The sequence below is a fragment of the Pseudomonas tremae genome (assembly GCF_023278125.1).
Taxonomy (GTDB): domain Bacteria; phylum Pseudomonadota; class Gammaproteobacteria; order Pseudomonadales; family Pseudomonadaceae; genus Aquipseudomonas; species Aquipseudomonas tremae.
This window is the reverse complement of the sequence record NZ_CP066270.1, coordinates 1605557-1627143: the sequence shown is the minus strand read 5'-3', so window position 1 is coordinate 1627143 and position 21587 is coordinate 1605557. Positions and strand designations below refer to the sequence as shown.

General features: G+C 59.6%; 21 protein-coding genes. 11 read left to right on the top strand and 10 right to left on the bottom strand.

From position 1 onward, the window contains the following. Positions 1–185: 185 nt before the first annotated feature. The gene (locus I9H09_RS07500; RefSeq protein WP_024646798.1) at positions 186–1259 is read right to left on the bottom strand and encodes an AI-2E family transporter; all 1074 of its coding nucleotides are present in this window, start codon (positions 1257–1259) and stop codon (positions 186–188) included. 39 nt (positions 1260–1298) lie between these two features. Continuing rightward, positions 1299–2393, bottom strand: a complete 1095-nt coding sequence (locus I9H09_RS07495) for a DUF2066 domain-containing protein (RefSeq protein ID WP_122346577.1) — start codon at positions 2391–2393, stop codon at positions 1299–1301. Between the two features lie 341 nt (positions 2394–2734). Here I9H09_RS07495 and purM point away from each other — a divergent pair, with 341 nt between their 5' ends. From purM to I9H09_RS07475, 4 genes are all read left to right on the top strand, one after another. Then, positions 2735–3793, top strand: a complete 1059-nt coding sequence (gene purM, locus I9H09_RS07490; RefSeq protein WP_005889678.1) for a phosphoribosylformylglycinamidine cyclo-ligase — start codon at positions 2735–2737, stop codon at positions 3791–3793. Further along, the gene (purN, locus tag I9H09_RS07485) at positions 3793–4443 is read left to right on the top strand and encodes a phosphoribosylglycinamide formyltransferase (protein ID WP_053480494.1); all 651 of its coding nucleotides are present in this window, start codon (positions 3793–3795) and stop codon (positions 4441–4443) included. Before purM ends, purN begins: the two co-directional genes overlap by 1 nt. Positions 4444–4451: 8 nt before the next feature. After that, positions 4452–5165 carry a DUF3108 domain-containing protein gene (locus tag I9H09_RS07480; RefSeq protein ID WP_005889674.1) on the top strand — a complete coding sequence of 238 codons (714 nt, stop codon included), beginning with the start codon at positions 4452–4454 and terminating at the stop codon, positions 5163–5165. Between the two features lie 477 nt (positions 5166–5642). After that, the gene (locus I9H09_RS07475; RefSeq protein ID WP_002554613.1) at positions 5643–5822 is read left to right on the top strand and encodes a hypothetical protein; all 180 of its coding nucleotides are present in this window, start codon (positions 5643–5645) and stop codon (positions 5820–5822) included. A gap of 77 nt (positions 5823–5899) precedes the next feature. On the opposite strand, the gene I9H09_RS07470 is transcribed toward I9H09_RS07475, so the two are convergent. The 5 genes from I9H09_RS07470 to cysM all read right to left on the bottom strand — a co-directional run bounded on the left by I9H09_RS07470 (position 5900) and on the right by cysM (position 11989). Further along, positions 5900–6439, bottom strand: coding sequence for a DUF2058 domain-containing protein (locus tag I9H09_RS07470; RefSeq protein ID WP_005889672.1), 540 nt, complete (start codon positions 6437–6439; stop codon positions 5900–5902). A 30-nt stretch (positions 6440–6469) separates the two neighbouring features. Beyond that, complete coding sequence (gene mazG, locus I9H09_RS07465; protein WP_005889670.1) at positions 6470–7303, bottom strand: nucleoside triphosphate pyrophosphohydrolase; 834 nt, start codon at positions 7301–7303, stop codon at positions 6470–6472. A gap of 27 nt (positions 7304–7330) precedes the next feature. Continuing rightward, on the bottom strand, positions 7331–9574 hold the full coding sequence (gene relA / locus I9H09_RS07460) for a GTP diphosphokinase (protein ID WP_024669909.1): 2244 nt from the start codon (positions 9572–9574) through the stop codon (positions 7331–7333). 157 nt (positions 9575–9731) lie between these two features. After that, positions 9732–11087: a 23S rRNA (uracil(1939)-C(5))-methyltransferase RlmD gene (gene rlmD / locus I9H09_RS07455; protein ID WP_122346578.1), complete on the bottom strand. Its 1356-nt coding sequence runs from the start codon at positions 11085–11087 to the stop codon at positions 9732–9734. Beyond that, on the bottom strand, positions 11087–11989 hold the full coding sequence (gene cysM / locus I9H09_RS07450) for a cysteine synthase CysM (protein ID WP_005889664.1): 903 nt from the start codon (positions 11987–11989) through the stop codon (positions 11087–11089). Before cysM ends, rlmD begins: the two co-directional genes overlap by 1 nt. Positions 11990–12263: 274 nt before the next feature. Here cysM and I9H09_RS07445 point away from each other — a divergent pair, with 274 nt between their 5' ends. The 3 genes from I9H09_RS07445 (at position 12264) to I9H09_RS07435 (ending at position 16013) form a co-directional block, all read left to right on the top strand. Next, positions 12264–15017, top strand: coding sequence for a response regulator (locus I9H09_RS07445; protein ID WP_054988991.1), 2754 nt, complete (start codon positions 12264–12266; stop codon positions 15015–15017). Positions 15018–15165: 148 nt separating this feature from the next. After that, the gene (locus tag I9H09_RS07440) at positions 15166–15609 is read left to right on the top strand and encodes a hypothetical protein (RefSeq protein ID WP_005889662.1); all 444 of its coding nucleotides are present in this window, start codon (positions 15166–15168) and stop codon (positions 15607–15609) included. Beyond that, a complete protein-coding gene (locus tag I9H09_RS07435; RefSeq protein ID WP_053480490.1) occupies positions 15606–16013 on the top strand; it encodes an META domain-containing protein in 408 nt (135 codons plus the stop codon). The genes I9H09_RS07440 and I9H09_RS07435 overlap by 4 nt, the downstream gene beginning before the upstream one ends. A gap of 239 nt (positions 16014–16252) precedes the next feature. On the opposite strand, the gene I9H09_RS07430 is transcribed toward I9H09_RS07435, so the two are convergent. After that, a complete protein-coding gene (locus I9H09_RS07430; RefSeq protein WP_122311586.1) occupies positions 16253–16720 on the bottom strand; it encodes a TlpA disulfide reductase family protein in 468 nt (155 codons plus the stop codon). 131 nt (positions 16721–16851) lie between these two features. On the opposite strand from I9H09_RS07430, the gene arsC reads away from it, so the two are divergent. The 3 genes from arsC to I9H09_RS07415 all read left to right on the top strand — a co-directional run bounded on the left by arsC (position 16852) and on the right by I9H09_RS07415 (position 18580). Further along, positions 16852–17205 carry an arsenate reductase (glutaredoxin) gene (gene arsC, locus I9H09_RS07425; protein WP_005889659.1) on the top strand — a complete coding sequence of 118 codons (354 nt, stop codon included), beginning with the start codon at positions 16852–16854 and terminating at the stop codon, positions 17203–17205. Next, positions 17202–17807 (top strand): NAD(P)H:quinone oxidoreductase, encoded by a 606-nt coding sequence (wrbA, locus tag I9H09_RS07420; RefSeq protein ID WP_005889657.1) that lies wholly within the window; start codon positions 17202–17204, stop codon positions 17805–17807. Before arsC ends, wrbA begins: the two co-directional genes overlap by 4 nt. 101 nt (positions 17808–17908) lie before the next feature. Next, complete coding sequence (locus I9H09_RS07415) at positions 17909–18580, top strand: DNA-3-methyladenine glycosylase I (protein ID WP_005889655.1); 672 nt, start codon at positions 17909–17911, stop codon at positions 18578–18580. Between the two features lie 6 nt (positions 18581–18586). Here I9H09_RS07415 and ttcA read toward each other — a convergent pair whose 3' ends face one another. After that, positions 18587–19411: a tRNA 2-thiocytidine(32) synthetase TtcA gene (gene ttcA / locus I9H09_RS07410; RefSeq protein WP_122346579.1), complete on the bottom strand. Its 825-nt coding sequence runs from the start codon at positions 19409–19411 to the stop codon at positions 18587–18589. A 195-nt stretch (positions 19412–19606) separates the two neighbouring features. On the opposite strand from ttcA, the gene I9H09_RS07405 reads away from it, so the two are divergent. Beyond that, positions 19607–20101, top strand: coding sequence for a SprT family zinc-dependent metalloprotease (locus tag I9H09_RS07405; RefSeq protein ID WP_005889651.1), 495 nt, complete (start codon positions 19607–19609; stop codon positions 20099–20101). 64 nt (positions 20102–20165) lie between these two features. On the opposite strand, the gene I9H09_RS07400 is transcribed toward I9H09_RS07405, so the two are convergent. Then, the gene (locus tag I9H09_RS07400) at positions 20166–21518 is read right to left on the bottom strand and encodes a dicarboxylate/amino acid:cation symporter (protein WP_236502264.1); all 1353 of its coding nucleotides are present in this window, start codon (positions 21516–21518) and stop codon (positions 20166–20168) included. Positions 21519–21587: the final 69 nt, after the last annotated feature.

Here is a 21587-nt window from a genome sequence, read left to right as displayed (position 1 = left end):
GCCTCTGTGTAAAGTGTTCGAAGTTTATACCCGTGAGGCGGGTCGCACAATGCGACAGACTCCAAGCAAAATCAAAGGTTTGCGTCAGGGTGAGTAAAGCGAGGGGCCAGCAAGGGAGTTTGGCGCACAGCATGCGCCATTTTGGCCGGCCTCTTCGCAACAGGGCGAAGAGGCCGGCTTAAGGGTCAAAGCTCCGGGTCTTCCGCGCCTGCGTAGATTTCCGAGTCTTTATAAACGTCGTGCATGTGGCGCACCAGCACCATGATCACTGCCGCAACCGGCAAGGCCAGCAGAATGCCGGTGAAGCCGAACAGTTCACCACCAGCCAGAATCGCGAAAATCACCGCGACCGGGTGCAGGCCGATACGATCCCCCACCAACAACGGCGTCAGGACCATGCCCTCAAGGGCCTGACCTATCATGAACACCGCGACGATGCCCATCATCGGGTACAGGTCGCCGCCGAACTGGAACAACCCGGCAATCAGCGCCGCGCCGATACCGATCACAAAGCCCATGTAAGGCACGATGGCTGCCAGACCTGCAATGACACCGATCAACAGCCCCAGCTCCAGGCCAACCAGCATCAGCCCGGCCGCATAGATAACCCCCAACCCGACCATGACCAGCAACTGGCCGCGAATGAAGGCACCCAGCACTTCATGGCACTCGCCCGCGAGCTTGACGATCTGACCTTCACGCTGACGCGGCAGCAGACCGCGGATCTTGCCGGTCATGATGTCCCAGTCACGCAGCAGGTAGAAGCAGACCACCGGGATCAGCACCAGATTGGTCAGCCAGCCGATCAGGGCGAGGCTGGACGCGGTGGCCTGAGACAGGACAATGGAGACGATGTCCCCGGCCTGCCCCATGTGCTCGGAGATGGCAGCCTTGATCTTGTCGAATTTCCAGAAACCGTCTGCAAGCCCGAATTTGGCCTGTACCCACGGCATGGCCGAGTGCTGCAACCAGTCGAGAATCTGCGGTGCCAGTTCGTACAGACGAAACAGCTGCTTGGCCAGCATCGGCACAAGCACCAGCAGCAAGGTCATCAGCACCAGAGTGAAGAGGCCGAATACGACCACCACGCTCAAGGTTCTGGACAGCCCCGCGCGCTCCAGACGGTCTACCAGCGGATCGCCCATGTAGGCCAGCAGCAACGCCACCAGAAAAGGAGTGAGGATCGTGTGCAGCAGCACCACGAATGCGACCAGCAAAGCCAGCCCGCCGATCCAGAACCAACGCCGCGTATCAGTCATCAACATCCCTCAAGCCAATGGAAAAGCGTTCTTGCCGGGTTACCAGCGGAAGTACAGTTGTGGCGCGGAGGCCGGAACAATCATCGGCGCCTGTGCAGGAGCCGGTACTGAAGCTGCGCCAGCAGCTGGTGCGGCAGGAGCGGCAGGTGTCGTAGCGTCCGCAGGCGCAGCAGCGACCTCACTGGCCGGCACTTCCTGCAGCTTGGCCAGTGACATCTGCGAGCGTAGCTGATCGGCGCTGCCACTGACTTCAAACACCACCCGATCACCCTCTACAGAACTCAGACGCACGCCGAAGGGTTCGAGTAACTGAAGCAGTTGTGCATAACGCTCCAGGGTCATGCCCTGAACCTGCATCAGCATGCCGGTAGACGCGCCGGGCTTGGCGACGAAACGCGGGGCCAGACGCTCGCTCACGGACAACAGCACCGCATCGGCCAAAGCTTCAGAGGTTGCGCCGGAGGCCGTGCCCTGTTCGCGCTGATCACCCAGCCACAAGCGCCACTTACCCTGCCACTGCCCGCCCTCTTCCTTGGCATGCACCGCAAGAATCGCATCGGCGCCATAGCGTTCGGACGCTTCCTTGAGCGGTGCCGGGTCAGTCGCCTCAAGGGTTTTGGCGTCGCCGATGCCTTGCTCGCTCAGGTCAGCCAGCGGCAGACGCAAGGGCAGACCACGGTGTTGCGCAGCTCGGCGCAATGGCTCGGCAGCAGCCTGGCCGTCGCCGACCAGATTGGCGCCCTCGACCGAGTCATTCAGCCACCAGCCGAGAATCGACGGGCGGTTGCTGTCCCAGATCGACAGCCCGGCGTCACGCAAGGCGCGCTCGGTGGTTGCCGGATCGAAATCCACCAGCAGGGTTTCCGGCGGCCCGGCTTCATAGCCGTATTGGCTGATGATTTGCTGTGGGTCTTTGCGCAGTGCAGCGATGGCAGAGCCCTGCACGGCCTTGGCGTCTCCGGTCAGGCGCAGTACCAATGTATCGACGGCGGCCTGAGTGGCACGGCTGCGCTCGTCTGGCGACTGACCATTGACTGCTTCACGCACCTGATAAAGATTGCTTACCGTTTCGGCAAGGCTGGGAAGGCTGATCAGGGACAGACAGCCAACAAGAAGGATTCTGGAAAAACGCATGGACAGTTCCCGAACGGAAAAAAGTAAAAAGAAGCAGCTTCAGGAGGTACACAGCTTGGGACAGCAGTGAGCCACCGGTCATTCAAATTCGGCCTAAAGTACACCTTAAACGCCTGCACTCGCACTGATCGTACCGGCCAGAACAGGTTTATTTAGTGCAACACGGCCCCTGTTGTCGGCGCAAGGATGGCCCCTGGGGAGCAAGCCTGATAAAATCGCGCGCCTTCGCAGACCGGCAATCGCCGAGGCCCAACCTTAACATCGCATCACAGCGCGGTGCTGAACGGGTCCCAACGCAGCGGTCGATACCTCCGAATCCCCCCTAAAGGCCTGGATTTTCTATGAGCAAGCAACCTTCCCTGAGCTATAAAGACGCCGGTGTAGACATCGACGCCGGTGAAGCATTGGTCGAACGCATCAAAAGCGTCGCCAAGCGTACCAAGCGTCCGGAAGTCATGGGCGGCCTGGGAGGTTTCGGCGCTCTCTGCGAAATCCCGGCGGGCTACAAGCAGCCGGTTCTGGTTTCCGGCACCGACGGCGTGGGCACCAAGCTGCGCCTTGCCCTGAACCTGAACAAGCATGACAGCATCGGCATCGACCTGGTCGCCATGTGCGTCAATGACCTTGTGGTGTGTGGCGCCGAGCCGCTGTTCTTCCTCGATTACTACGCCACCGGCAAGCTCAATGTCGAAACCGCCACCCAGGTCGTGACCGGCATCGGCGCGGGCTGTGAACTGGCAGGCTGCTCGCTGGTGGGCGGCGAGACCGCTGAAATGCCTGGCATGTACGAAGGCGAAGACTACGACCTGGCAGGTTTCTGCGTCGGCGTCGTGGAAAAGGCCGAAATCATCGATGGCTCGAAAGTCGCCGCCGGTGACGCCCTCCTCGCATTGCCCTCGTCCGGTCCGCACTCAAACGGCTACTCGCTGATCCGCAAGATCATCGAAGTCGCCGGTGCCGACATCGAAAACATCCAGCTCGACGGCAAGCCGCTGACCGAACTGCTGATGGCGCCAACCCGCATCTATGTCAAGCCGTTGCTCAAGCTGATCAAGGAAACCGGCGCGGTCAAGGCCATGGCACACATCACCGGTGGCGGCCTGCTCGACAACATCCCCCGCGTACTGCCGGAAGGCGCTCAGGCGGTGGTCGATGTGGCGAGCTGGCAGCGCCCGGCTGTGTTCGACTGGTTGCAGCAGCAAGGCAACGTCGACGAGAACGAAATGCACCGCGTACTGAACTGCGGCGTGGGCATGGTCATCTGCGTCGCTCAGGAGCACGTTGAAACTGCTCTGAACGTTCTGCGTGAAGCCGGCGAGCAGCCTTGGGTGATCGGCCAGATCGCCACTGCGGCCGACGGCGCAGCACAGGTCGAGCTGAAAAACCTCAAGGCGCATTGATGCCGGCCATCTGTGATGTCGTGGTGCTTCTTTCCGGCACCGGCGGCAACCTGCAAGCGATGATCGACAGTTTCAAGGATGAGGCCAGCCCGGTCCGCATTCGCGCGGTGATTTCCAACCGTGCCGACGCATTCGGGCTGCAGCGGGCCAGAGACGCGGGCATCGAAGCCTGCGTTCTGGACCACACCGCCTACGAAGGTCGCGAGGCCTTCGACGCGGCGCTGATGCAACTGATCGACACTTTCCAGCCACATCTGGTGATATTGGCCGGTTTCATGCGCATACTCAGTGCGGGCTTCGTTCGTCACTATCAGGGGCGTCTGCTCAATATCCACCCTTCCCTGTTGCCGCGTTACAAAGGTCTGCACACGCACAAGCGCGTGCTGGAGGCCGGCGACGCCGAGCATGGCTGCAGCGTGCATTTTGTCACTGAGGAACTCGATGGCGGCCCGCTGGTCGTACAGGCAGTTATTTCGGTACATTCGGACGACACGCCAGTGGCGCTCGCGCAACGGGTTCATGCTCAAGAGCACTGTATTTACCCACTGGCTATTCGCTGGTTTGCCGAAGGCCGATTGACCCTTGGTGAACAAGGCGCATTACTGGATAACCAGTTACTCCCGGCCAGCGGCCATCTGATTCGACATTAGGAGATATTATGCGTCGCGCTCTGCTCTTCGCTTTCGCCCTGCTCGCATTGCCTGCCGTACAGGCCGCAGACCTTCAACCCTTCTCTGCCAGCTACACCGCCGACTGGAAGCAGCTGCCGATGAGCGGCACTGCCGAACGCAGCCTGGAAGCCGGTGCCAATGGCACTTGGACCCTGAGCTTCAAGGCTTCTATGATGATCGCCAGCCTGACTGAAGTCAGTACCCTGAAGGTCGACAAGGACACCCTGCTGCCACAGACCTACAGTTTCGAGCGCAGTGGCCTGGGCAAATCCAAGAAGGTCGATCTGGCCTTCGACTGGAACACCAAGTTCGTCACCGGCACTGACCGCGGTGAAGCGATCAAGCTGCCGCTCAATCGTGGCATTCTCGACAAGTCCACGTATCAGCTGGCGTTGCAACATGACATCGCCGAGGGCAAGAAGAGCATGAGCTACCAGGTCGTCGATGGTGACGAAGTGGACACTTATGACTTCCGCGTACTGGGCTCGGAAAAGGTCACCACCAAAACCGGCCAGGTCGACGCGATCAAGGTAGAACGCGTGCGTGACCCGACACAAAGCAAGCGCACCACCGTGCTGTGGTTCGCCAAGGACTGGGACTACCTGCTGGTTCGCCTGCAACAGGTTGAAACCGACGGCAAGGAATACAACATCGTACTGCTCGATGGCACCGTCAACGGCAAGGCCGTCAAAGGCAGCTGATCGCCCTGACCGCCCGCACCACAGAGCCCCGTTTTTCAGCGGGGCTTTTTATTGGCTGCTGTCCACTCAAGACCGGACGCAGAGCGTCCAGAACGGCATGCCCACGCGGAGCATGGGCACGATAGTCGGGATCATCGTTCACGCTCCAGCATGGGAATGCCTGTCGTGACGCTCCGCGTCACACCTGCGCGCCATGTCGCTCAGCAAGTAAAGCGTCTAGGACGGCGTATCCACGCGTATTCGGCCAAGCCAACACCGCGCTCGAAGCACATGAAACATCCTTCATTTTCCCACCAATCCGCCGTAAGCCTCGTCATGCAAGGGCTGCAGGGCAGCGATCACTTTCTGATCACTGGGGAACCTGAACAGGCTATTTACTTAGGCAGCTAACAACTTCTATAAAAGAGTCCTGCGACACATGGCCGCAGTATCCAGAGGCCTGACCATCAAGGCCATCAACGTCAGGAGCTTATTACTATGACTGTCAGAGTGACTGAACGCGACGACGCCCATCTCTCCCACGAAGCCGTTGCCGACGGCATCCAGATCTGGGACGTGCATCAACAGGACCAACTGGTCGGAATGTTCCACGTAGAGTCCGATGCCCTTCGCTACAAGGAAGAGCTGGAAGCACTGGAAAGCCAGGGTAATCACTAAGCACTTTCTCAGAACAAGAAACGACAAAACCCGCTGAATGCGGGTTTTGCCATTTTTACGCTCACAAAGTCAGCGGGTTACCACATCAGATCGTCAGGCACCTGATACGCCGCATACGGATCATCAGCATCCGGCGCTTCAGTAGGCGTATTGAGCAATACGATGCGGCGCGGGTCGCGCTCCTGGATCTTCAGAGCTGCCTCACGCGGAATGATCTCGTAACCGCCACCGTGGTGAACGATCGCCAGCGAACCGCTGCTGAGCTTGTTGCGTACCAAGGCGTTGACCGAGATCCGCTTGACCTTCTTGTCGTCGACGAAGTTGTAGTAATCCTCGGTGATCAGCTTCGGAATGCGTGAAACCTCGATCAGTTGTTTGACCTGAGCCGCACGGGCCTTCTGCTCGACCTTCTCCTGCTGCTGGCGATTGAGCTCCTGATCACGTTTGGTTTTTTCAGCCTGGGCTTCCTGAGCCGCACGTTTTTGCGAGTCGTCGGCCTGAGCCTGCCCCTTGTGTACCAGCCGCTGCTCTTTCTGCTTTTCTTTGCCGGCCTGCTTGGCCTGCTTTTGGTTGACCAGACCTGCCTTGAGCAACTGGTCGCGAAGGGAAAGGCTCATTGTCTACTCACTTATGCCGTTACCGCACGCTCAGCCGCAGCCGGGCGTGCTCTTTTCCTGACGTTTGGCTTCGCCCCACAACGCATCCATGTCTTCGAGCGAGCACTCTTCGATAGGACGCTGGAGGTGACGCAATGCCTGTTCAATGAATCGAAAGCGTCTGTCGAACTTGTTATTGGCCGAGCGTAACGCAGTTTCGGGATCAACTTTCAGATGCCGGGCCAGATTGACGACACTGAACAGCAAATCGCCGACTTCTTCAGCGATGCCCTCGGCGTCATTGTCGACCATGGCTTCAAGAATTTCATCGAGTTCTTCGCGCACCTTGTCGACCACCGGCAAGGCTGCAGGCCAGTCGAAGCCGACCTGTGCGGCACGCTTCTGCAGTTTGGCCGCCCGACTCAGCGCCGGCAAGGCCCCAGGCACGTCATCGAGCAACGACAGCTGCTCGGGCACGCCGGATTTCTCGGCACGCTCCTCGGCCTTGATCTCATCCCAGCGCCGGTTTACCTGTTCGTCGCTCAGGCGCGGCGTTTCTGGCGGCGCATACAGCTCGCCAGTTGGAAACACATGTGGATGACGACGTAGCAATTTACGGGTAATGCCGTCCACCACACCCTCGAACTCGAAGCGCCCTTCTTCCTTGGCCAGTTGCGCGTAAAAGACCACCTGAAACAACAGGTCGCCCAACTCGCCCTGCAAATGAGCAAGATCACCCTGTTCGATGGCGTCGGCCACTTCATAGGCTTCTTCCAGCGTGTGCGGCACGATGCTGGCGTACGTCTGCTTCAAGTCCCACGGGCAGCCGAACTGCGGATCACGCAGCCGAGTCATGAGATGAAGCAGATCTTGAACTGTATACATGGGGCTCCCTGTGGGCGCAGCCGACGCTTATGGCGTCCTGTTTCTGCGTGTTTCAATGATGTTCGGCAACTGGGAAATCCGCCCCAACAGCCGCCCCAGCGCGTCCAGCCCCGGAATTTCGATGGTCAGGGACATGAGCGCAGTGTTGTCTTCCTTGTTCGAGCGGGTGTTGACCGCCAGCACATTGATGCGCTCGTTGAGCAGCACCTGAGTGACATCGCGCAGCAGCCCGGAGCGGTCGTAAGCGCGGATGATAATGTCCACCGGGTAGGTAAGCACCGGTACCGGCCCCCAGCTGACCTGGATGATCCGCTCGGGTTCGCGGCCGCCCAGTTGCAGCACCGAAGCGCAATCCTGGCGGTGGATGCTGACGCCGCGGCCCTGAGTGATGTAACCGACAATCGCGTCGCCTGGCAGCGGCTGACAGCAGCCCGCCATCTGCGTCATCAGGTTGCCGACGCCTTGAATCTGAATATCGCCGCGCTTGCCAGGCTTGTAGCCCGTGGCCTTGCGCGTGATCAGTTCCAGTTGTTCGTTTATGCGGTCCGGCTCGACCTGCTGCTGAGCCAGATTGACCAGCTGTGCCAGACGCAGATCGCCTGCGCCCAAGGCCGCGAACATGTCATCGGCAGTCTTGTGATTGGCCTTGTCCGCCAGCTTGTCGAAGTCGACCTGCGGCAGCGCCAGCCGCGCCAGCTCGCGCTCGATAAGGGTCCTGCCAGCAGCGACGTTCTGATCACGAGCCTGCAGCTTGAACCAGTGAACGATCTTGGCCCGTGCCCTGGAGGTGGTGATGTAGCCCAGGTTGGAGTTCAGCCAGTCGCGGCTCGGTGTGCCGTGTTTGCTGGTAATGATCTCGACCTGCTCACCGGTCTGCAGGCTGTAGTTGAGCGGCACGATCCGCCCGTTGATCTTCGCGCCCCGACAGTTATGGCCGATCTCGGTGTGAACCCGATAGGCGAAGTCCAGCGGCGTCGCCCCCTTGGGCAGGTCGATGGCGTGCCCGTCAGGCGTGAAGACATAGACCCGGTCCGGTTCGATATCGACCCGCAGCTGGTCTGCCAGGCCACCGATATCACCCAGCTCTTCATGCCACTCGAGCACCTGACGCAGCCAGGAAATCTTCTCTTCGTAGTGATTGGACCCGGATTTGACGTCGGTGCCCTTGTAGCGCCAGTGCGCGCAGACGCCCAGCTCGGCTTCTTCGTGCATGGCGTGGGTGCGGATCTGCACCTCCAGCACCTTGCCTTCCGGACCGATGACCGCGGTGTGCAGCGAGCGATAGCCATTTTCCTTGGGGTTGGCGATGTAATCGTCGAACTCCTTCGGAATATGCCGCCACAGCGTATGCACAATCCCCAGCGCGGTGTAGCAGTCGCGCATTTCCGGGACCAGCACGCGCAAGGCACGCACGTCGTAGATCTGGCTGAACGCCAGGCCCTTGCGCTGCATTTTGCGCCAGATGGAATAGATGTGTTTCGCCCGACCGCTGATGTCGGCCGTCACGCCGGTCGCTTGCAGCTCGTTGTCGAGCTCGGACATGACTTCGCTGATGAAGCGCTCGCGGTCCAGCCGGCGCTCGTGCAGCAGCTTGGCGATCTGCTTGTACTGGTCGGGCTCGAGGTAGCGGAAAGACAGGTCTTCCAGCTCCCACTTGATGTGACCGATGCCCAGACGATGCGCCAGCGGCGCGTAGATATCGAAGACCTCGCGGGCCACCCGGTTGCGCTTTTCGTCGTCGGCGTTCTTCACCGCCCGAATCGCACAGGTGCGCTCGGCCAGTTTGATCAACGCGACGCGCACGTCGTCGACCATCGCGACGAGCATCTTGCGCAGGTTTTCGACCTGCGCCTGACTGCCCAGCACCAGCGACTGCCGGGGGCTAAGGCTGGCGCTGATCGCGGCCATGCGCAGCACGCCGTCGATCAGTTTGGCAACGGTGGAGCCAAAGCGCTGCTCGACTTCCGGCAACGGAATGACCCCTTCGCGCACGCCACGGTATATGACCGCAGCGACCAGCGAATCCTGATCCAGCTTGAGGTCAGCGAGGATCTCCGCGATTTCCAGACCGGTCTGGAAACTGGAGGTGCCTTCTGCCCAGTGATTCTTGTGGACCTTGTCGTTCTGCTCGGCTTGCCGGGCAAATTCACAGGCCTGTTTCATGACTTCCCGGTCCAGGACCAGGTCGACGCTGACAATATGATCGAGCCATGCGTCGAGATTGATACTGCCGTCTGTGTTTATCGGCTGGTTCGCTCTCACCTGTACCATGTTGCTTACCTTCCCTAAGGCGCGATGAATAACGCCATCAGTCGCCAGCCTTCTGAGCGAATGCCACTTGCCGGGCAAGCAAGAACCGGCATTCGCGGGCCAGTCGGATTAAATGAGATTCCCTGTCGGCAGCTGGACTCTATCCAATGAAGGCTGCTCACTGTCTCATTTCAAATAAAGCCATCGCCTCGACATGCGCCGTCTGTGGAAACATATCGAGGATTCCGGCACGTTTTAATCGGTAGCCCTGACGGATCAGTTCGACCGTGTCACGAGCCAAAGTTGCCGGGTTGCATGAAACATAAAGCAGTCGCCGGGCACCCGTCTTGCTGATCTGGCGTACCACTTCAAACGCCCCGTCACGCGGTGGGTCCAAGAGTACCGCAGAAAACCCCTCCGCCGCCCAGTCGGCGTGTGTCAGCGGCTGGGAAAGATCCGCCTGAAAAAACTGCACATTGTGCAGATCATTACTCATTGCGTTGACAGCTGCACGTTCGACCATAGTCGCTACGCCTTCGACCGCCACCACTTCTTTCGCCAGACCGGCCAGCGGCAAAGCGAAGTTGCCCAGGCCGCAGAACAGATCCATGACACGCTCATCAGCCGCAGGGGCCAACCACTGCAGGGCTTGCTCGATCATTGCGGTATTGACCGCCGCATTGACCTGAATGAAATCCCCCGGACGCCAAGCCAGCTGCAGGTTCCACGGTTCCAGCCGGTAGCCCAGCGTGTCGCCGGGGCTGGCCGGTTGCGGTTCCCCGTCGCCGTGCAACCACAGCTGCGCACCCTGCGCTGAACAGAACGCCTGCAACGCTGAAAGATCAACGTCCGCCAAAGGCGCAGTGTGACGCAACAGCAAGGCAGTCGAAGAACCACTGAACAGCTCGACATGCCCCAGCACCTGAGGCATGCTGAAACTCTTCAGCATGGATGGCAACTGACGCATGATCGGTTGCAAGGCCTGTACCAGCACCGGACATTCATCGATGCTGACGATGTCCTGGCTGGCCGCCGCGCGAAAACCTACGTCCAGACGTTTCGCCTTGGCGTCCCAGCGAACCGCGACCCGCGCCCTTCGGCGATAGGCCAGTTCAGACCCGCTCAAAGGCGCTGCCCATTCATCCGGGGCAATATTGGCCACGCGCAGCAGTTGCTCGGCGAGCATGCGCTGTTTCAGGGCAAGTTGTTCGTCATGGGGCACATGCTGGACGCTGCACCCGCCGCAACGCCCGAAATAATCACAGGCGGGGGCGCGACGCAGGTCGCTGGCAACAAACACGCGCTCGGTGCGCGCTTCGACAATCTTGCCGCGAGCATTGAGCACCCGCGCCTCAACCTCTTCGCCTGCCAGGCTGCCCGCAACGAACCAGGTCCTGCCATCCACAAACGCTATGCCGCGCCCGTCATCAGACAGGCGCTCGATGGTCAGACGCTGCTTTTTACCGGCAGGCACCTGCACGCTCTTGACGCCGCCGGTGGGCTGGAAGCGCAGGCCTCTTTCATGCTTGGCCATCAGTTGGGCGTGTCGTAGATACCGGTCGACAGGTAGCGGTCGCCTCGGTCACAGATGATTGCCACGATCGTGGCGTTTTCGACTTCGCGGGCGATACGCAGCGCCCCCGCCACCGAACCACCGGAGGACACCCCGCAGAAGATCCCCTCTTCGCGCGCCAGCCGGCGCATGGCTTCTTCGGCCTCTACCTGCCCCATATCGATGATGCGATCGACACGGTCCGACTGATAGATTTTTGGCAGGTATTCGGTCGGCCAGCGACGAATGCCGGGGATGGATGCACCTTCCATCGGTTGCAAACCGACGATCTGCACATCGGGATTCTGTTCCTTGAGGTAGCGCGAGGTGCCCATGATGGTGCCAGTGGTGCCCATCGAGCTGACAAAATGCGTGACGGTACCAGCGGTCTGCCGCCAGATTTCCGGACCGGTGGACGTGTAATGCGCCTCAGGGTTGTCGCCATTGGCGAACTGATCGAGCACTTTGCCGCGACCTTCAGCCTGCATGCGGTCCGCCAGATCACGAGCGCCTTCCATGCCGTCTTCCTTGCTGACCAGAATCAGCTCGGCGCCATAAGCGGTCATCGCGGCCTTGCGCTCGGCACTGGAATTGTCCGGCATGATCAGGACCATGCGATAGCCCTTGATCGCAGCGGCCATGGCCAGGGCGATTCCTGTATTACCGGAAGTGGCTTCGATCAGCGTGTCCCCCGGATGGATCTGGCCGCGCAGCTCGGCACGGGTGATCATCGACAGTGCCGGGCGGTCTTTTACCGAACCCGCAGGGTTATTACCTTCCAGTTTCAACAGGATGGTATTGCTGGTATGACCGGCCATGCGTTGCATACGCACGAGCGGAGTGTTGCCGACGCAATCGGCAATGGTTGGATACTGCAGGGTCATGGCGTATTCGCGGTCCAGTCTGCGGGGGCGCCTATCATAACGGCAAACGCTCAAAGCCCATATCACGCAAAGTGCGGTAGTTATTCCCAAAAGGCATAACGCCTCATTTCTGAGAACTCCGCATGCCGTGGTTTTTGCGAGAAATAACACCTTGTCAGGCCGACGAAGCTGCCCACTCCTCCTTTAAATGGCTAAACTCGACCCCTTGTGCCGATACAGACAGGCAGCCGATGCCTGATATCGACGGATTGATACCTGTTGCTGGAGAAAAAGCGTGCTGACCAAGCTGGGTATAAAAGGCCGTGTGCTGCTTCTGACCATTCTGCCTGCCAGCCTGATGGCCGCGATGCTCGGCAGCTATTTCACCTGGATGCAGCTGAATGAGCTGCAAAGCCAGCTGCTGCAACGCGGTGAAATGGTCGCCCAGGATCTGGCGCCCCTCTCGGCCAACGCGTTAGGCCGCAAGGATAAAGTGCTGTTGAGCCGCATCGCGTCGCAGACGCTCGAGCAGACCGACGTGCGCGCCGTTTCATTCCTCGACGTCGACCGCACGCCCTTGGCGCACGCCGGCCCGACGATGATCAGCCCCGTGCCGATCGGCAATAGCTCGCAACTGCTCAGCTCCACCGGCAACGACGCAACGCGCTACCTGTTGCCGGTGTTCGGCCATCAACGGCACCTGACCAGCCCGATCATCCCCGCCGAAGCCGACACGCTGCTGGGCTGGGTAGAGCTGGAGATATCTCACAACGGCACTCTGCTGCGCGGCTATCGAAGCCTGTTCGCCAGCCTGTTGCTGATTCTGACCGGGCTGGCCTTCACCGCGACGCTGGCCGTACGCATGAGCCGGACCATCAACGGCCCGCTGAGTCAGATCAAGCAGGCGGTGTCGCAGCTCAAGGACGGCAACCTCGAAACCCGCCTGCCGCCACTGGGCAGTCGCGAGCTGGACGAACTGGCGTCAGGCATCAATCGCATGGCGGCCACGTTGCAGAACGCGCAGGAAGAACTGCAGCTCAGCATCGATCAGGCCACTGAAGATGTCAGGCAAAACCTGGAAACCATCGAGATCCAGAACATCGAACTGGACCTTGCACGCAAGGAAGCGCTTGAAGCCAGCCGGATCAAGTCCGAATTTCTGGCCAACATGAGCCACGAGATCCGTACGCCGCTCAATGGCATTCTGGGCTTCACCCACCTGCTGCAGAAAAGCGAGCTGACCCCGCGCCAGTTCGATTACCTGGCGACCATCGAGAAGTCCGCCGACAACCTGCTGAGCATCATCAACGAGATCCTCGACTTCTCGAAGATCGAGGCCGGCAAACTGGTGCTCGACAATATCCCGTTCAACCTGCGTGACCTGTTACAGGACACCCTGACCATCCTCGCCCCGGCGGCCCACGCCAAACAGCTGGAGCTGGTCAGCCTGGTCTACCGCGACACACCGCTGGCGCTGTCCGGCGACCCGTTGCGCCTGCGGCAGATTCTGACCAATCTGGTCAGCAACGCGATCAAATTCACCCGCGAAGGCACTATCGTCGCCCGCGCCATGCTGGAAGACGAGACCGAAGAACACGCACAACTGCGCATCAGCGTGCAGGACACCGGCATCGGTCTGTCCAGTCAGGACGTGCGGGCGCTGTTCCAGGCCTTCAGTCAGGCAGACAACTCGCTGTCCCGCCAGCCCGGTGGCACGGGTCTGGGGCTGGTGATATCCAAGCGTCTGATAGAACAGATGGGCGGAGAAATCGGTGTCGACAGCACTCCGGGCGAAGGCTCGGAATTCTGGATCAGCCTGAAACTGCCCAAGGCCCGGGAAGACAAGGAGGAATCGCTCAATATTCCTTTGGGAGGGCTGCGCGCCGCAGTGCTTGAACATCACGACCTTGCACGCCAGGCGCTGGAGCATCAGCTCGAAGACTGCGGCTTGCAGACCATCGTCTTCAACAACCTCGAAAACCTGCTCAACGGGGTGACGGCGGCCCATGAGACGCCGATGGCGATTGACCTCGCGGTGCTTGGCGTGACTGCGCTGGAAATCTCCCCGGAGCGACTGCGCCAGCACATCTGGGACCTGGAAAACCTCAACTGCAAAGTCATGGTGCTGTGCCCGACCACCGAGCATGCGCTGTTCCAGCTGGCTGTTCACGATGTCTATACCCAGCTGCAGGCCAAGCCCGCCTGTACCCGCAAGCTGCAAAAAGCCCTGTCCGAACTGGTCGCCCCGCGCGCAGTTCGCGCAGGCATCGGGCCGCCGCTGTCGAGCCGTGCACCGCGCGTGCTGTGCGTGGATGACAACCCGGCTAACCTGCTGCTGGTGCAAACATTGCTCGAAGACATGGGCGCCGAGGTTGTCGCTGTCGAGGGCGGCTACGCAGCGGTCAATGCGGTGCAGATGGAAGCGTTCGACCTGGTGTTGATGGATGTGCAGATGCCAGGCATGGACGGGCGTCAGGCGACTGAAGCAATTCGCATCTGGGAAGCTGAACGCAGTCAAAGCTCTCTGCCGATTGTGGCCCTCACCGCTCATGCGATGGCCAATGAAAAACGCTCGCTGCTGCAAAGCGGAATGGATGACTACCTGACCAAACCGATCAGTGAGCGGCAACTGGCCCAGGTGGTACTCAAGTGGACAGGGCTGGCGCTGCGCAACCCTGCGCCTGAACGCCAGAATGAAGCGTCTGAGGTGCATGTAGGGCCGCTGGTGCTCGATCATGAAGAAGGTTTACGTCTGGCGGCAGGCAAGGCAGATCTCGCGGCCGACATGCTGGCCATGCTACTGGCCTCGCTGGATGCCGACCGCGAAGCCATTCGTATGGCCCGCGCCAGCCAGGACGTGCAAGGCCTGATCGAACGCGTGCACCGCCTGCACGGCGCAACGCGTTACTGTGGCGTGCCGCAACTGCGCACCGCTTGCCAGCGCGCTGAAACCCTTCTAAAGCAGGGCGCTTCAGGCAGTGAAGATGCGCTGGATAACCTGGAAAAAGCCATCATCCGGCTTGAGGCCGAGGCGCGGGTGATGGCGTAATGCCCGCCCTTTCATCCTCAGGGACGATAAGCCAGGACTGTATATCTGGCCTTCCTCACGCCCCAGCGAGGGAATGCCGTCCCGTACGTTCTGCATCCAATGTCGAGGATGCGGAGCGTGATAGGATGCGCGAAATTTTGGAGGACCCATGGCCGAACACGATTTTCGCTACAGCATGCTCAATCCGCAGCACACCCTGACTGAATGCCGCACATTAGCCCCCGGCCGGTATCAGGTGACCGGCAACGGCGGCTCGATCCATGACAACGACCAATTGCTGGTGACCATCAAGGGCAGCAAAAGCCTGCACATGCGTCTGACCGTCGAGAAGGTCCGGCACTTGATCAACCCGCCCGGTCAGTGGATTGCAGTGGCCAAAGGCCCGGTATTTGATGAGTTGGCGATTCACCAGTGGCAGGTTCACTGCGACCGCTGCAATGCCGAGCTGAACTTCGAGTTCATGGTCGAGAGCAAGCTGGGCGTCAAGGCACAGAAACCCGCTGCCAACGCGCGCATCGCAGAACTGGGCTGGAAAACCGAGGGTGAGAAGCACGTCTGCAAGAAGTGCCAGGAGCAGGAGAAAGCGGCATGAAACAGTTTGCACTCTGGAGCCTGATCGGTGGCGCACTGCTGGCCGGTTGCACCGCGGACCCGCTGCCGATTCGTCAGGATCAAAGCTACGTGATGGAATGGATCGGCGAACGTCCGCTGATCGATAACAGCCGTCTGACCATGACCCTCGGTGCCGATGGCCGCGCCTATGGCAATGCTGGCTGCAACCACTGGTTCGCGCCTTACACCCTGAACGACCACACCATCAGCTTCGGCGCAGTGGGCAAGACCCGCAAGATGTGCGCCCCGGCCTTGATGGAGCAGGAACAACGGTTCATCAAAGCCATCAGCAGCGTGCAACGCTGGGACATCTCGCCCATTGAGCAACTGCGCCTGTGGCCCGCTCAAGGCAAACCGCTGCGCTTCTGGCTGGAAGATAGCTGACGCTTGTCGTACTCATGCCATGCAGATAACTATCGTGACGCTCTGCGTCACACAGCGGTTCTGTAATGTCAGTTAGATGACCATCGTACCCGAGCTCCGCGTGGGCACGCCGTTCGTGACGCTCTGCGTCACATGCCTGCGCTGCACCACGTAGTCAGTTTGTACACAGAGCATTGCAATCTGCATCTTCACCCCTGAGCGCAGTAAATGAGGGGTTCAGCCAAAGAGAGCGCACCTGATCAGCCCTCCCCGCGCAGCGCATTGAGCTTCTGCATCACTGTCGCGGCCGACTGCTCACCCAGCAGTTGCTCGCGCATCTTGCCCTTGTCGTCGATTATGTAGGTCACCGGCAGCGCTTCGGAAGGCGGCAGGTTGTATTGCTCGGCAGGGTCCTGGGCCAGTACGGTGAACTTGATACCCAGCGCGTTCGCGGCGTTTTTAAGCTCGTCGCCCTGCAGGTTATCGAAGTTGACGCCCAGCACTGTCACCTTCTTGTCCTTGAGCTGCTCGGACAATGCATTGAATTGCGGAACCTCGGTCCGACACGGACCACACCATTCGGCCCAATAGTTCACTACCAGCCAATGCCCCTTGATCTGCTCGCTGGCAACCTTCTGACCGTTCTGGTCAGTGCCCAGGTCCACGCCACAACCGCTGAGCAGCAAGCTACCGAAAAGTATCACCGCTGCTATTAATCGCCTTGCCATCTGCTTCTTTCCTCGCCCTGTTCAACCTGCAATGACTTATACCCAAGCCACGACTATTGACCATTCGATATGTCGAACAGCGTCATCACTGGGTAGAATACGCCCCACCCCATACAAGATGCGACCTGCAAATGACCGATCTGACGCTGTATCACAACCCGCGCTGCAGCAAATCCCGCGGCGCGCTGGAACTGCTTCAGGCTCGCGGCCTGACCCCGGACGTCGTTCTGTATCTTGAAACCCCGCCCGACGCCGCCACCTTGCGCGAGCTGCTCGGCAAGCTGGGCATCGGTGCCCGGCAACTGCTGCGCTCCGGTGAAGATGATTACAAGCAACTCAATCTGGCCGACCCGGGCTTGAGCGACGAGCAACTGATTGCCGCCATGGCCGCCCATCCCAAACTGATTGAACGACCGATTCTGGTCGCCGGCGACAAGGCTGTAATTGGCCGTCCACCCGAGAACATTCTGGAGCTGCTGCCATGAGCACACCTTATATTCTGGTTCTGTATTACAGCCGCAACGGTTCCACCAGCGAAATGGCCCGGCAGATTGCCCGCGGCATCGAGCTGGGTGGCATGGAAGCACGGCTGCGCACCGTCCCCGCTGTTTCCACCGACTGCGAAGCAACTGCCCCCGAGATCCCGGAAAACGGCGCACTCTACGCAACACTCGACGACCTGAAAAACTGCTCCGGCCTGGCGCTGGGCAGTCCGACCCGCTTCGGTAACATGGCCGCGCCGTTGAAGTACTTTCTGGACGGCACCAGCAACCTTTGGCTGACCGGCGCTCTGGTTGGCAAGCCAGCTGGCGTGTTCACTTCAACAGCCAGCCTGCACGGCGGCCAGGAAACCACGCTGATGTCCATGCTGCTGCCGCTGCTGCACCACGGCATGCTGATCATGGGCCTGCCATATAGCGAATCGGCGCTTGTGGAAACCACCGGTGGCGGCACGCCCTATGGCGCCAGCCATCACGCCGGAGCCGATGGCAAGCGCCCGCTGGATCGTCACGAAACCGACCTGTGTCGCGCACTCGGTCAGCGCCTGGCGAAAACGGCATTGCAACTCGACACGCCGCGCAGCTGAATCGGCACAGGGTCGTCTGACGCGCTTAGTTAAATCGCAAACTTGCAGCGCAAGGGCCGGTCTGAGCCCTTGAACTGCCTGTTTAATTCTTTGGAGAACCGATGCACGACTACAAATGGCTGAACGAGTATTGCCTGAATCGATTCGGTTCCGCCAAAGCACTGGAAGCCCACCTGCCCACCCCCAAGACCCCGAAACAATTGCGCGCCATCAGTGCCGACCGCTACCTGTCGACCATGGCCTTGCGCGTGTTTCGTGCGGGCCTGAAACACAGCCTGGTGGACTCCAAATGGCCGGCGTTCGAGGAAGTGTTTTTCCGCTTCGACCCTGAAAAAGTCGTGCTTATGGGGGCCGACCATCTGGAGCGGCTGATGCAGGATGCGCGCATCATTCGCCACCTGGGCAAGCTCAAGAGCGTGCCGCGCAATGCGCAACTTATTCTGGACATCGAACAAGAGCATGACAGTTTCGGAAAATTCATTGCCGAGTGGCCGGTCGATAACATCACCGGCCTTTGGCAGTACCTCGCCAAACACGGCAATCAGATGGGCGGCCTGTCGTCGCCGCGCTTCCTGCGCATGGTTGGCAAAGACACCTTCATCCCGACCTGGGACGTGGTCGCCGCCTTGAACGCTCAGGATATTGTCGACCGCGTGCCGACCAGCAAACGCGATCAGGCCATCGTGCAGGACGTGTTCAACCAGTGGCACGCCGAAAGCGGCAGGCCGATGTGCCAGCTTTCAGCGATGTTGTCCTTCACCGTCAACCACTGACCAAAATCAGATATTGACCACATTGATGAACCGCGATGCAGCAGTCTCGTCAATGCGCAGGCTGCTGAAGTCGAACAGATTGCGGTCGGCCAGTTGCGACGGCTGTACGTTCTGCAAGGCGCGGAAGATGCTTTCGGTACGCCCCGGCGTCTTGCGCTCCCAGTCCAGCAACATGTCCTTGACCACCTGACGCTGCAGGTTTTCCTGCGAACCGCAAAGGTTGCACGGGATGATGGGAAACTGCTTGAGGTCGGAATAGGCCTGAATGTCCTTTTCATGGCAGTACGCCAACGGACGAATCACCACGTTACGACCGTCATCGGCACGCAGCTTTGGCGGCATGGCCTTGAGCGATCCATTGAAAAACATGTTGAGGAAAAACGTCTCGACGATATCGTCGCGATGATGCCCCAGCGCCATCTTGGTAGCACCGATCTCGTCCGCGAAGGTGTACAGCGTGCCGCGCCGCAGCCGCGAACACAGCGAGCAAGTGGTCTTGCCTTCCGGAATCAGTTCCTTGACCACCGAATACGTGTCCTTTTCGACGATGTGGTACTCGACACCCAGTTCCTTCAGGTAGGCAGGCAATACATGCTCGGGGAAGCCGGGCTGCTTCTGGTCCATGTTGACCGCAACAATTTCGAACCTGATCGGTGCCACTTTCTGCAGGTGCATCAAGATGTCGAGCATGGTGTAGCTGTCCTTGCCACCCGACAGGCAGACCATGACCTTGTCACCCTCTTCGATCATGTTGAAGTCGGCAACCGCCTCGCCGGCCAGCCGACGCAGGCGTTTCTGCAGTTTGTTCTGATTGACTGAAAGGGTGCCCATTGATGAGAGGTATCCGCTAACGGTGACGTGAGAAAAGGCAGGCATTTTACGCATAACCGATGCATCGTTAAACAGGCTGCGCTGCTGCGGTTCAGGCTGGCAACGGAGCCGGATCAGAAATGACCACCGGGCAGTCGGCATTTTCAGAGCGTAGCCACATTGCGGCATACTTGACGCACTGGAGAACCCCAAAGCATGCCCGAACAACTCAATGCCCGCGTCGAGACCTGCTATCAGCAGGCCGAAGCGTTTTTCAAGCGAACCTTCAAACGCCCGGTGGTCAGTTTTCAGCTACGCGGCCAAAAGGCTGGCGTCGCGCATTTGCATGAAAACCTGCTGCGCTTCAATCCACAGCTTTACAAGGAAAATGCCGAGGACTTTCTGCGCCAGACTGTGCCGCACGAAGTCGCGCATCTGATCGCCCATCAATTGTTCGGCGGCAGCATTCAGCCGCACGGTGAAGAGTGGCAACTGATCATGCGCGGCGTCTATGAACTGCCGCCCAACCGCTGCCATACCTACGCCGTCAAGCGCCGCAGCGTCATCCGTTACATCTACCGTTGCCCATGCCCGGACAGCGACTTCCCGTTCTCGGCGCAGCGCCACAGCATGATCCGCAAGGGCCGGCGCTACCTGTGCCGTCGCTGCCGCGAGCCGTTGGTATTCAGCGGCGAAACCCGCACGGAATAACGCTCGACAACTCACAGGCATAAAAAAACCCATCCGAAGATGGGTTTTTTATGGCCTGAAACTATCAGACGGTCTTGGTAGTGTTCACTGCATGGGCAGGAGTCGCGCCTTCGGCAACGCCGAGGTCGTCTTCCGGGCGGGTTTCCAGGATGGCACTGCCACCGGAAGCCAGTTCCGATTGCAGCTTGTCGGTGTCCAGCTCGCCGACCCACTTGGCAACCACGACGGTGGCTACAGCGTTACCGACCAGGTTGGTCAAGGCGCGGGCTTCGGACATGAAGCGGTCGATGCCCAGAATCAGCGCCAGACCGGCAACCGGCAGGTGACCGACAGCCGACAGGGTCGCGGCCAGTACGATGAAACCACTACCGGTTACGCCGGCAGCACCTTTAGAGGACAGCAGCAGAACCAGCAGCAGGGTGATCTGATGAGTGATGTCCATGTGCGTGTTGGTCGCCTGGGCGATGAACACAGCAGCCATAGTCAGGTAGATCGACGTACCGTCCAGGTTGAACGAGTAGCCAGTCGGGATAACCAGACCTACAACGGATTTCTTGGCACCCAGACGCTCCATCTTGATCAGCATGCGTGGCAGGGCAGATTCCGACGAGGAAGTACCCAGCACGATCAGCAGCTCTTCACGGATATAGCGAATCAGCTTGAAGATGCTGAAGCCGTGAGCGCGGGCGATTGCGCCCAGTACAAACACGACGAACAGCACGCAGGTGATGTAGAAGCAGATCATCAACTGACCCAACTGCACCAGCGAGCTAACGCCGTAGGCACCGATGGTGAAAGCCATTGCACCGAACGCACCCAGCGGGGCCAGCTTCATGATCATGTTGATGATGTTGAACATCACGTGGGCAAAGCGATCGATGAAGTCCAGAACCGGCTTGCCGTACGAACCCAGGCGATGCAGGGCGAAGCCGAAGATCACCGAGAACATTAGGACTTGCAGGATATCGCCATTGGCAAATGCGCCGACGATGGTGTTGGGAATGACGTTGAGGATGAAGCCGACGATGCTCTGGTCCTGACCCGCAGTCACGTAAGCCGCGATCTTCGAGGCGTCGAGCGTGCTGACGTCGATGTTCATGCCGGCACCCGGCTGAACCACGTTGACCACAATCAGGCCGATCAGCAGGGCGATGGTCGAAACAACCTCGAAATACAGCAGCGCATAACCGCCGGTCTTGCTAACCGACTTCATGCTTTGCATGCCGGCGATGCCGCTGACAACGGTACAGAAGATGATCGGAGCAATAACCATCTTGATCAGTTTGATGAACCCGTCACCCAGCGGCTTTAAAGCCTTGCCGGTGTCCGGGTAGAAGTGACCGATCAGGATACCGATGACAATCGCTACGATTACCTGAAAATAGAGGGACTTGTAGATGGGCTGACGAGTCGTCATTGCAGTTTTCCTCAAGGGCGCCGTCGGCATCTTTACCTGATGCACGCGGGCCTATAAAGCGCTAACCCT

Excerpts from the sequence above, each read along its gene's own strand:
- arsC (WP_005889659.1), top strand. The coding sequence starts at position 16,852 with ATGACCGATCTGACGCTGTATCACAACCCGCGCTGCAGCAAATCCCGC.
- purN (WP_053480494.1), top strand. The coding sequence starts at position 3,793 with ATGCCGGCCATCTGTGATGTCGTGGTGCTTCTTTCCGGCACCGGCGGC.
- wrbA (WP_005889657.1), top strand. The coding sequence starts at position 17,202 with ATGAGCACACCTTATATTCTGGTTCTGTATTACAGCCGCAACGGTTCC.
- I9H09_RS07415 (WP_005889655.1), top strand. The coding sequence starts at position 17,909 with ATGCACGACTACAAATGGCTGAACGAGTATTGCCTGAATCGATTCGGT.
- I9H09_RS07470 (WP_005889672.1), bottom strand. The coding sequence starts at position 6,439 with ATGAGCCTTTCCCTTCGCGACCAGTTGCTCAAGGCAGGTCTGGTCAAC.
- I9H09_RS07440 (WP_005889662.1), top strand. The coding sequence starts at position 15,166 with ATGGCCGAACACGATTTTCGCTACAGCATGCTCAATCCGCAGCACACC.
- I9H09_RS07405 (WP_005889651.1), top strand. The coding sequence starts at position 19,607 with ATGCCCGAACAACTCAATGCCCGCGTCGAGACCTGCTATCAGCAGGCC.
- rlmD (WP_122346578.1), bottom strand. The coding sequence starts at position 11,087 with ATGGCCAAGCATGAAAGAGGCCTGCGCTTCCAGCCCACCGGCGGCGTC.
- I9H09_RS07430 (WP_122311586.1), bottom strand. The coding sequence starts at position 16,720 with ATGGCAAGGCGATTAATAGCAGCGGTGATACTTTTCGGTAGCTTGCTG.
- I9H09_RS07495 (WP_122346577.1), bottom strand. The coding sequence starts at position 2,393 with ATGCGTTTTTCCAGAATCCTTCTTGTTGGCTGTCTGTCCCTGATCAGC.
- I9H09_RS07475 (WP_002554613.1), top strand. The coding sequence starts at position 5,643 with ATGACTGTCAGAGTGACTGAACGCGACGACGCCCATCTCTCCCACGAA.
- relA (WP_024669909.1), bottom strand. The coding sequence starts at position 9,574 with ATGGTACAGGTGAGAGCGAACCAGCCGATAAACACAGACGGCAGTATC.
- I9H09_RS07500 (WP_024646798.1), bottom strand. The coding sequence starts at position 1,259 with ATGACTGATACGCGGCGTTGGTTCTGGATCGGCGGGCTGGCTTTGCTG.
- purM (WP_005889678.1), top strand. The coding sequence starts at position 2,735 with ATGAGCAAGCAACCTTCCCTGAGCTATAAAGACGCCGGTGTAGACATC.
- cysM (WP_005889664.1), bottom strand. The coding sequence starts at position 11,989 with ATGACCCTGCAGTATCCAACCATTGCCGATTGCGTCGGCAACACTCCG.
- ttcA (WP_122346579.1), bottom strand. The coding sequence starts at position 19,411 with ATGGGCACCCTTTCAGTCAATCAGAACAAACTGCAGAAACGCCTGCGT.
- I9H09_RS07400 (WP_236502264.1), bottom strand. The coding sequence starts at position 21,518 with ATGACGACTCGTCAGCCCATCTACAAGTCCCTCTATTTTCAGGTAATC.
- mazG (WP_005889670.1), bottom strand. The coding sequence starts at position 7,303 with ATGTATACAGTTCAAGATCTGCTTCATCTCATGACTCGGCTGCGTGAT.
- I9H09_RS07480 (WP_005889674.1), top strand. The coding sequence starts at position 4,452 with ATGCGTCGCGCTCTGCTCTTCGCTTTCGCCCTGCTCGCATTGCCTGCC.
- I9H09_RS07435 (WP_053480490.1), top strand. The coding sequence starts at position 15,606 with ATGAAACAGTTTGCACTCTGGAGCCTGATCGGTGGCGCACTGCTGGCC.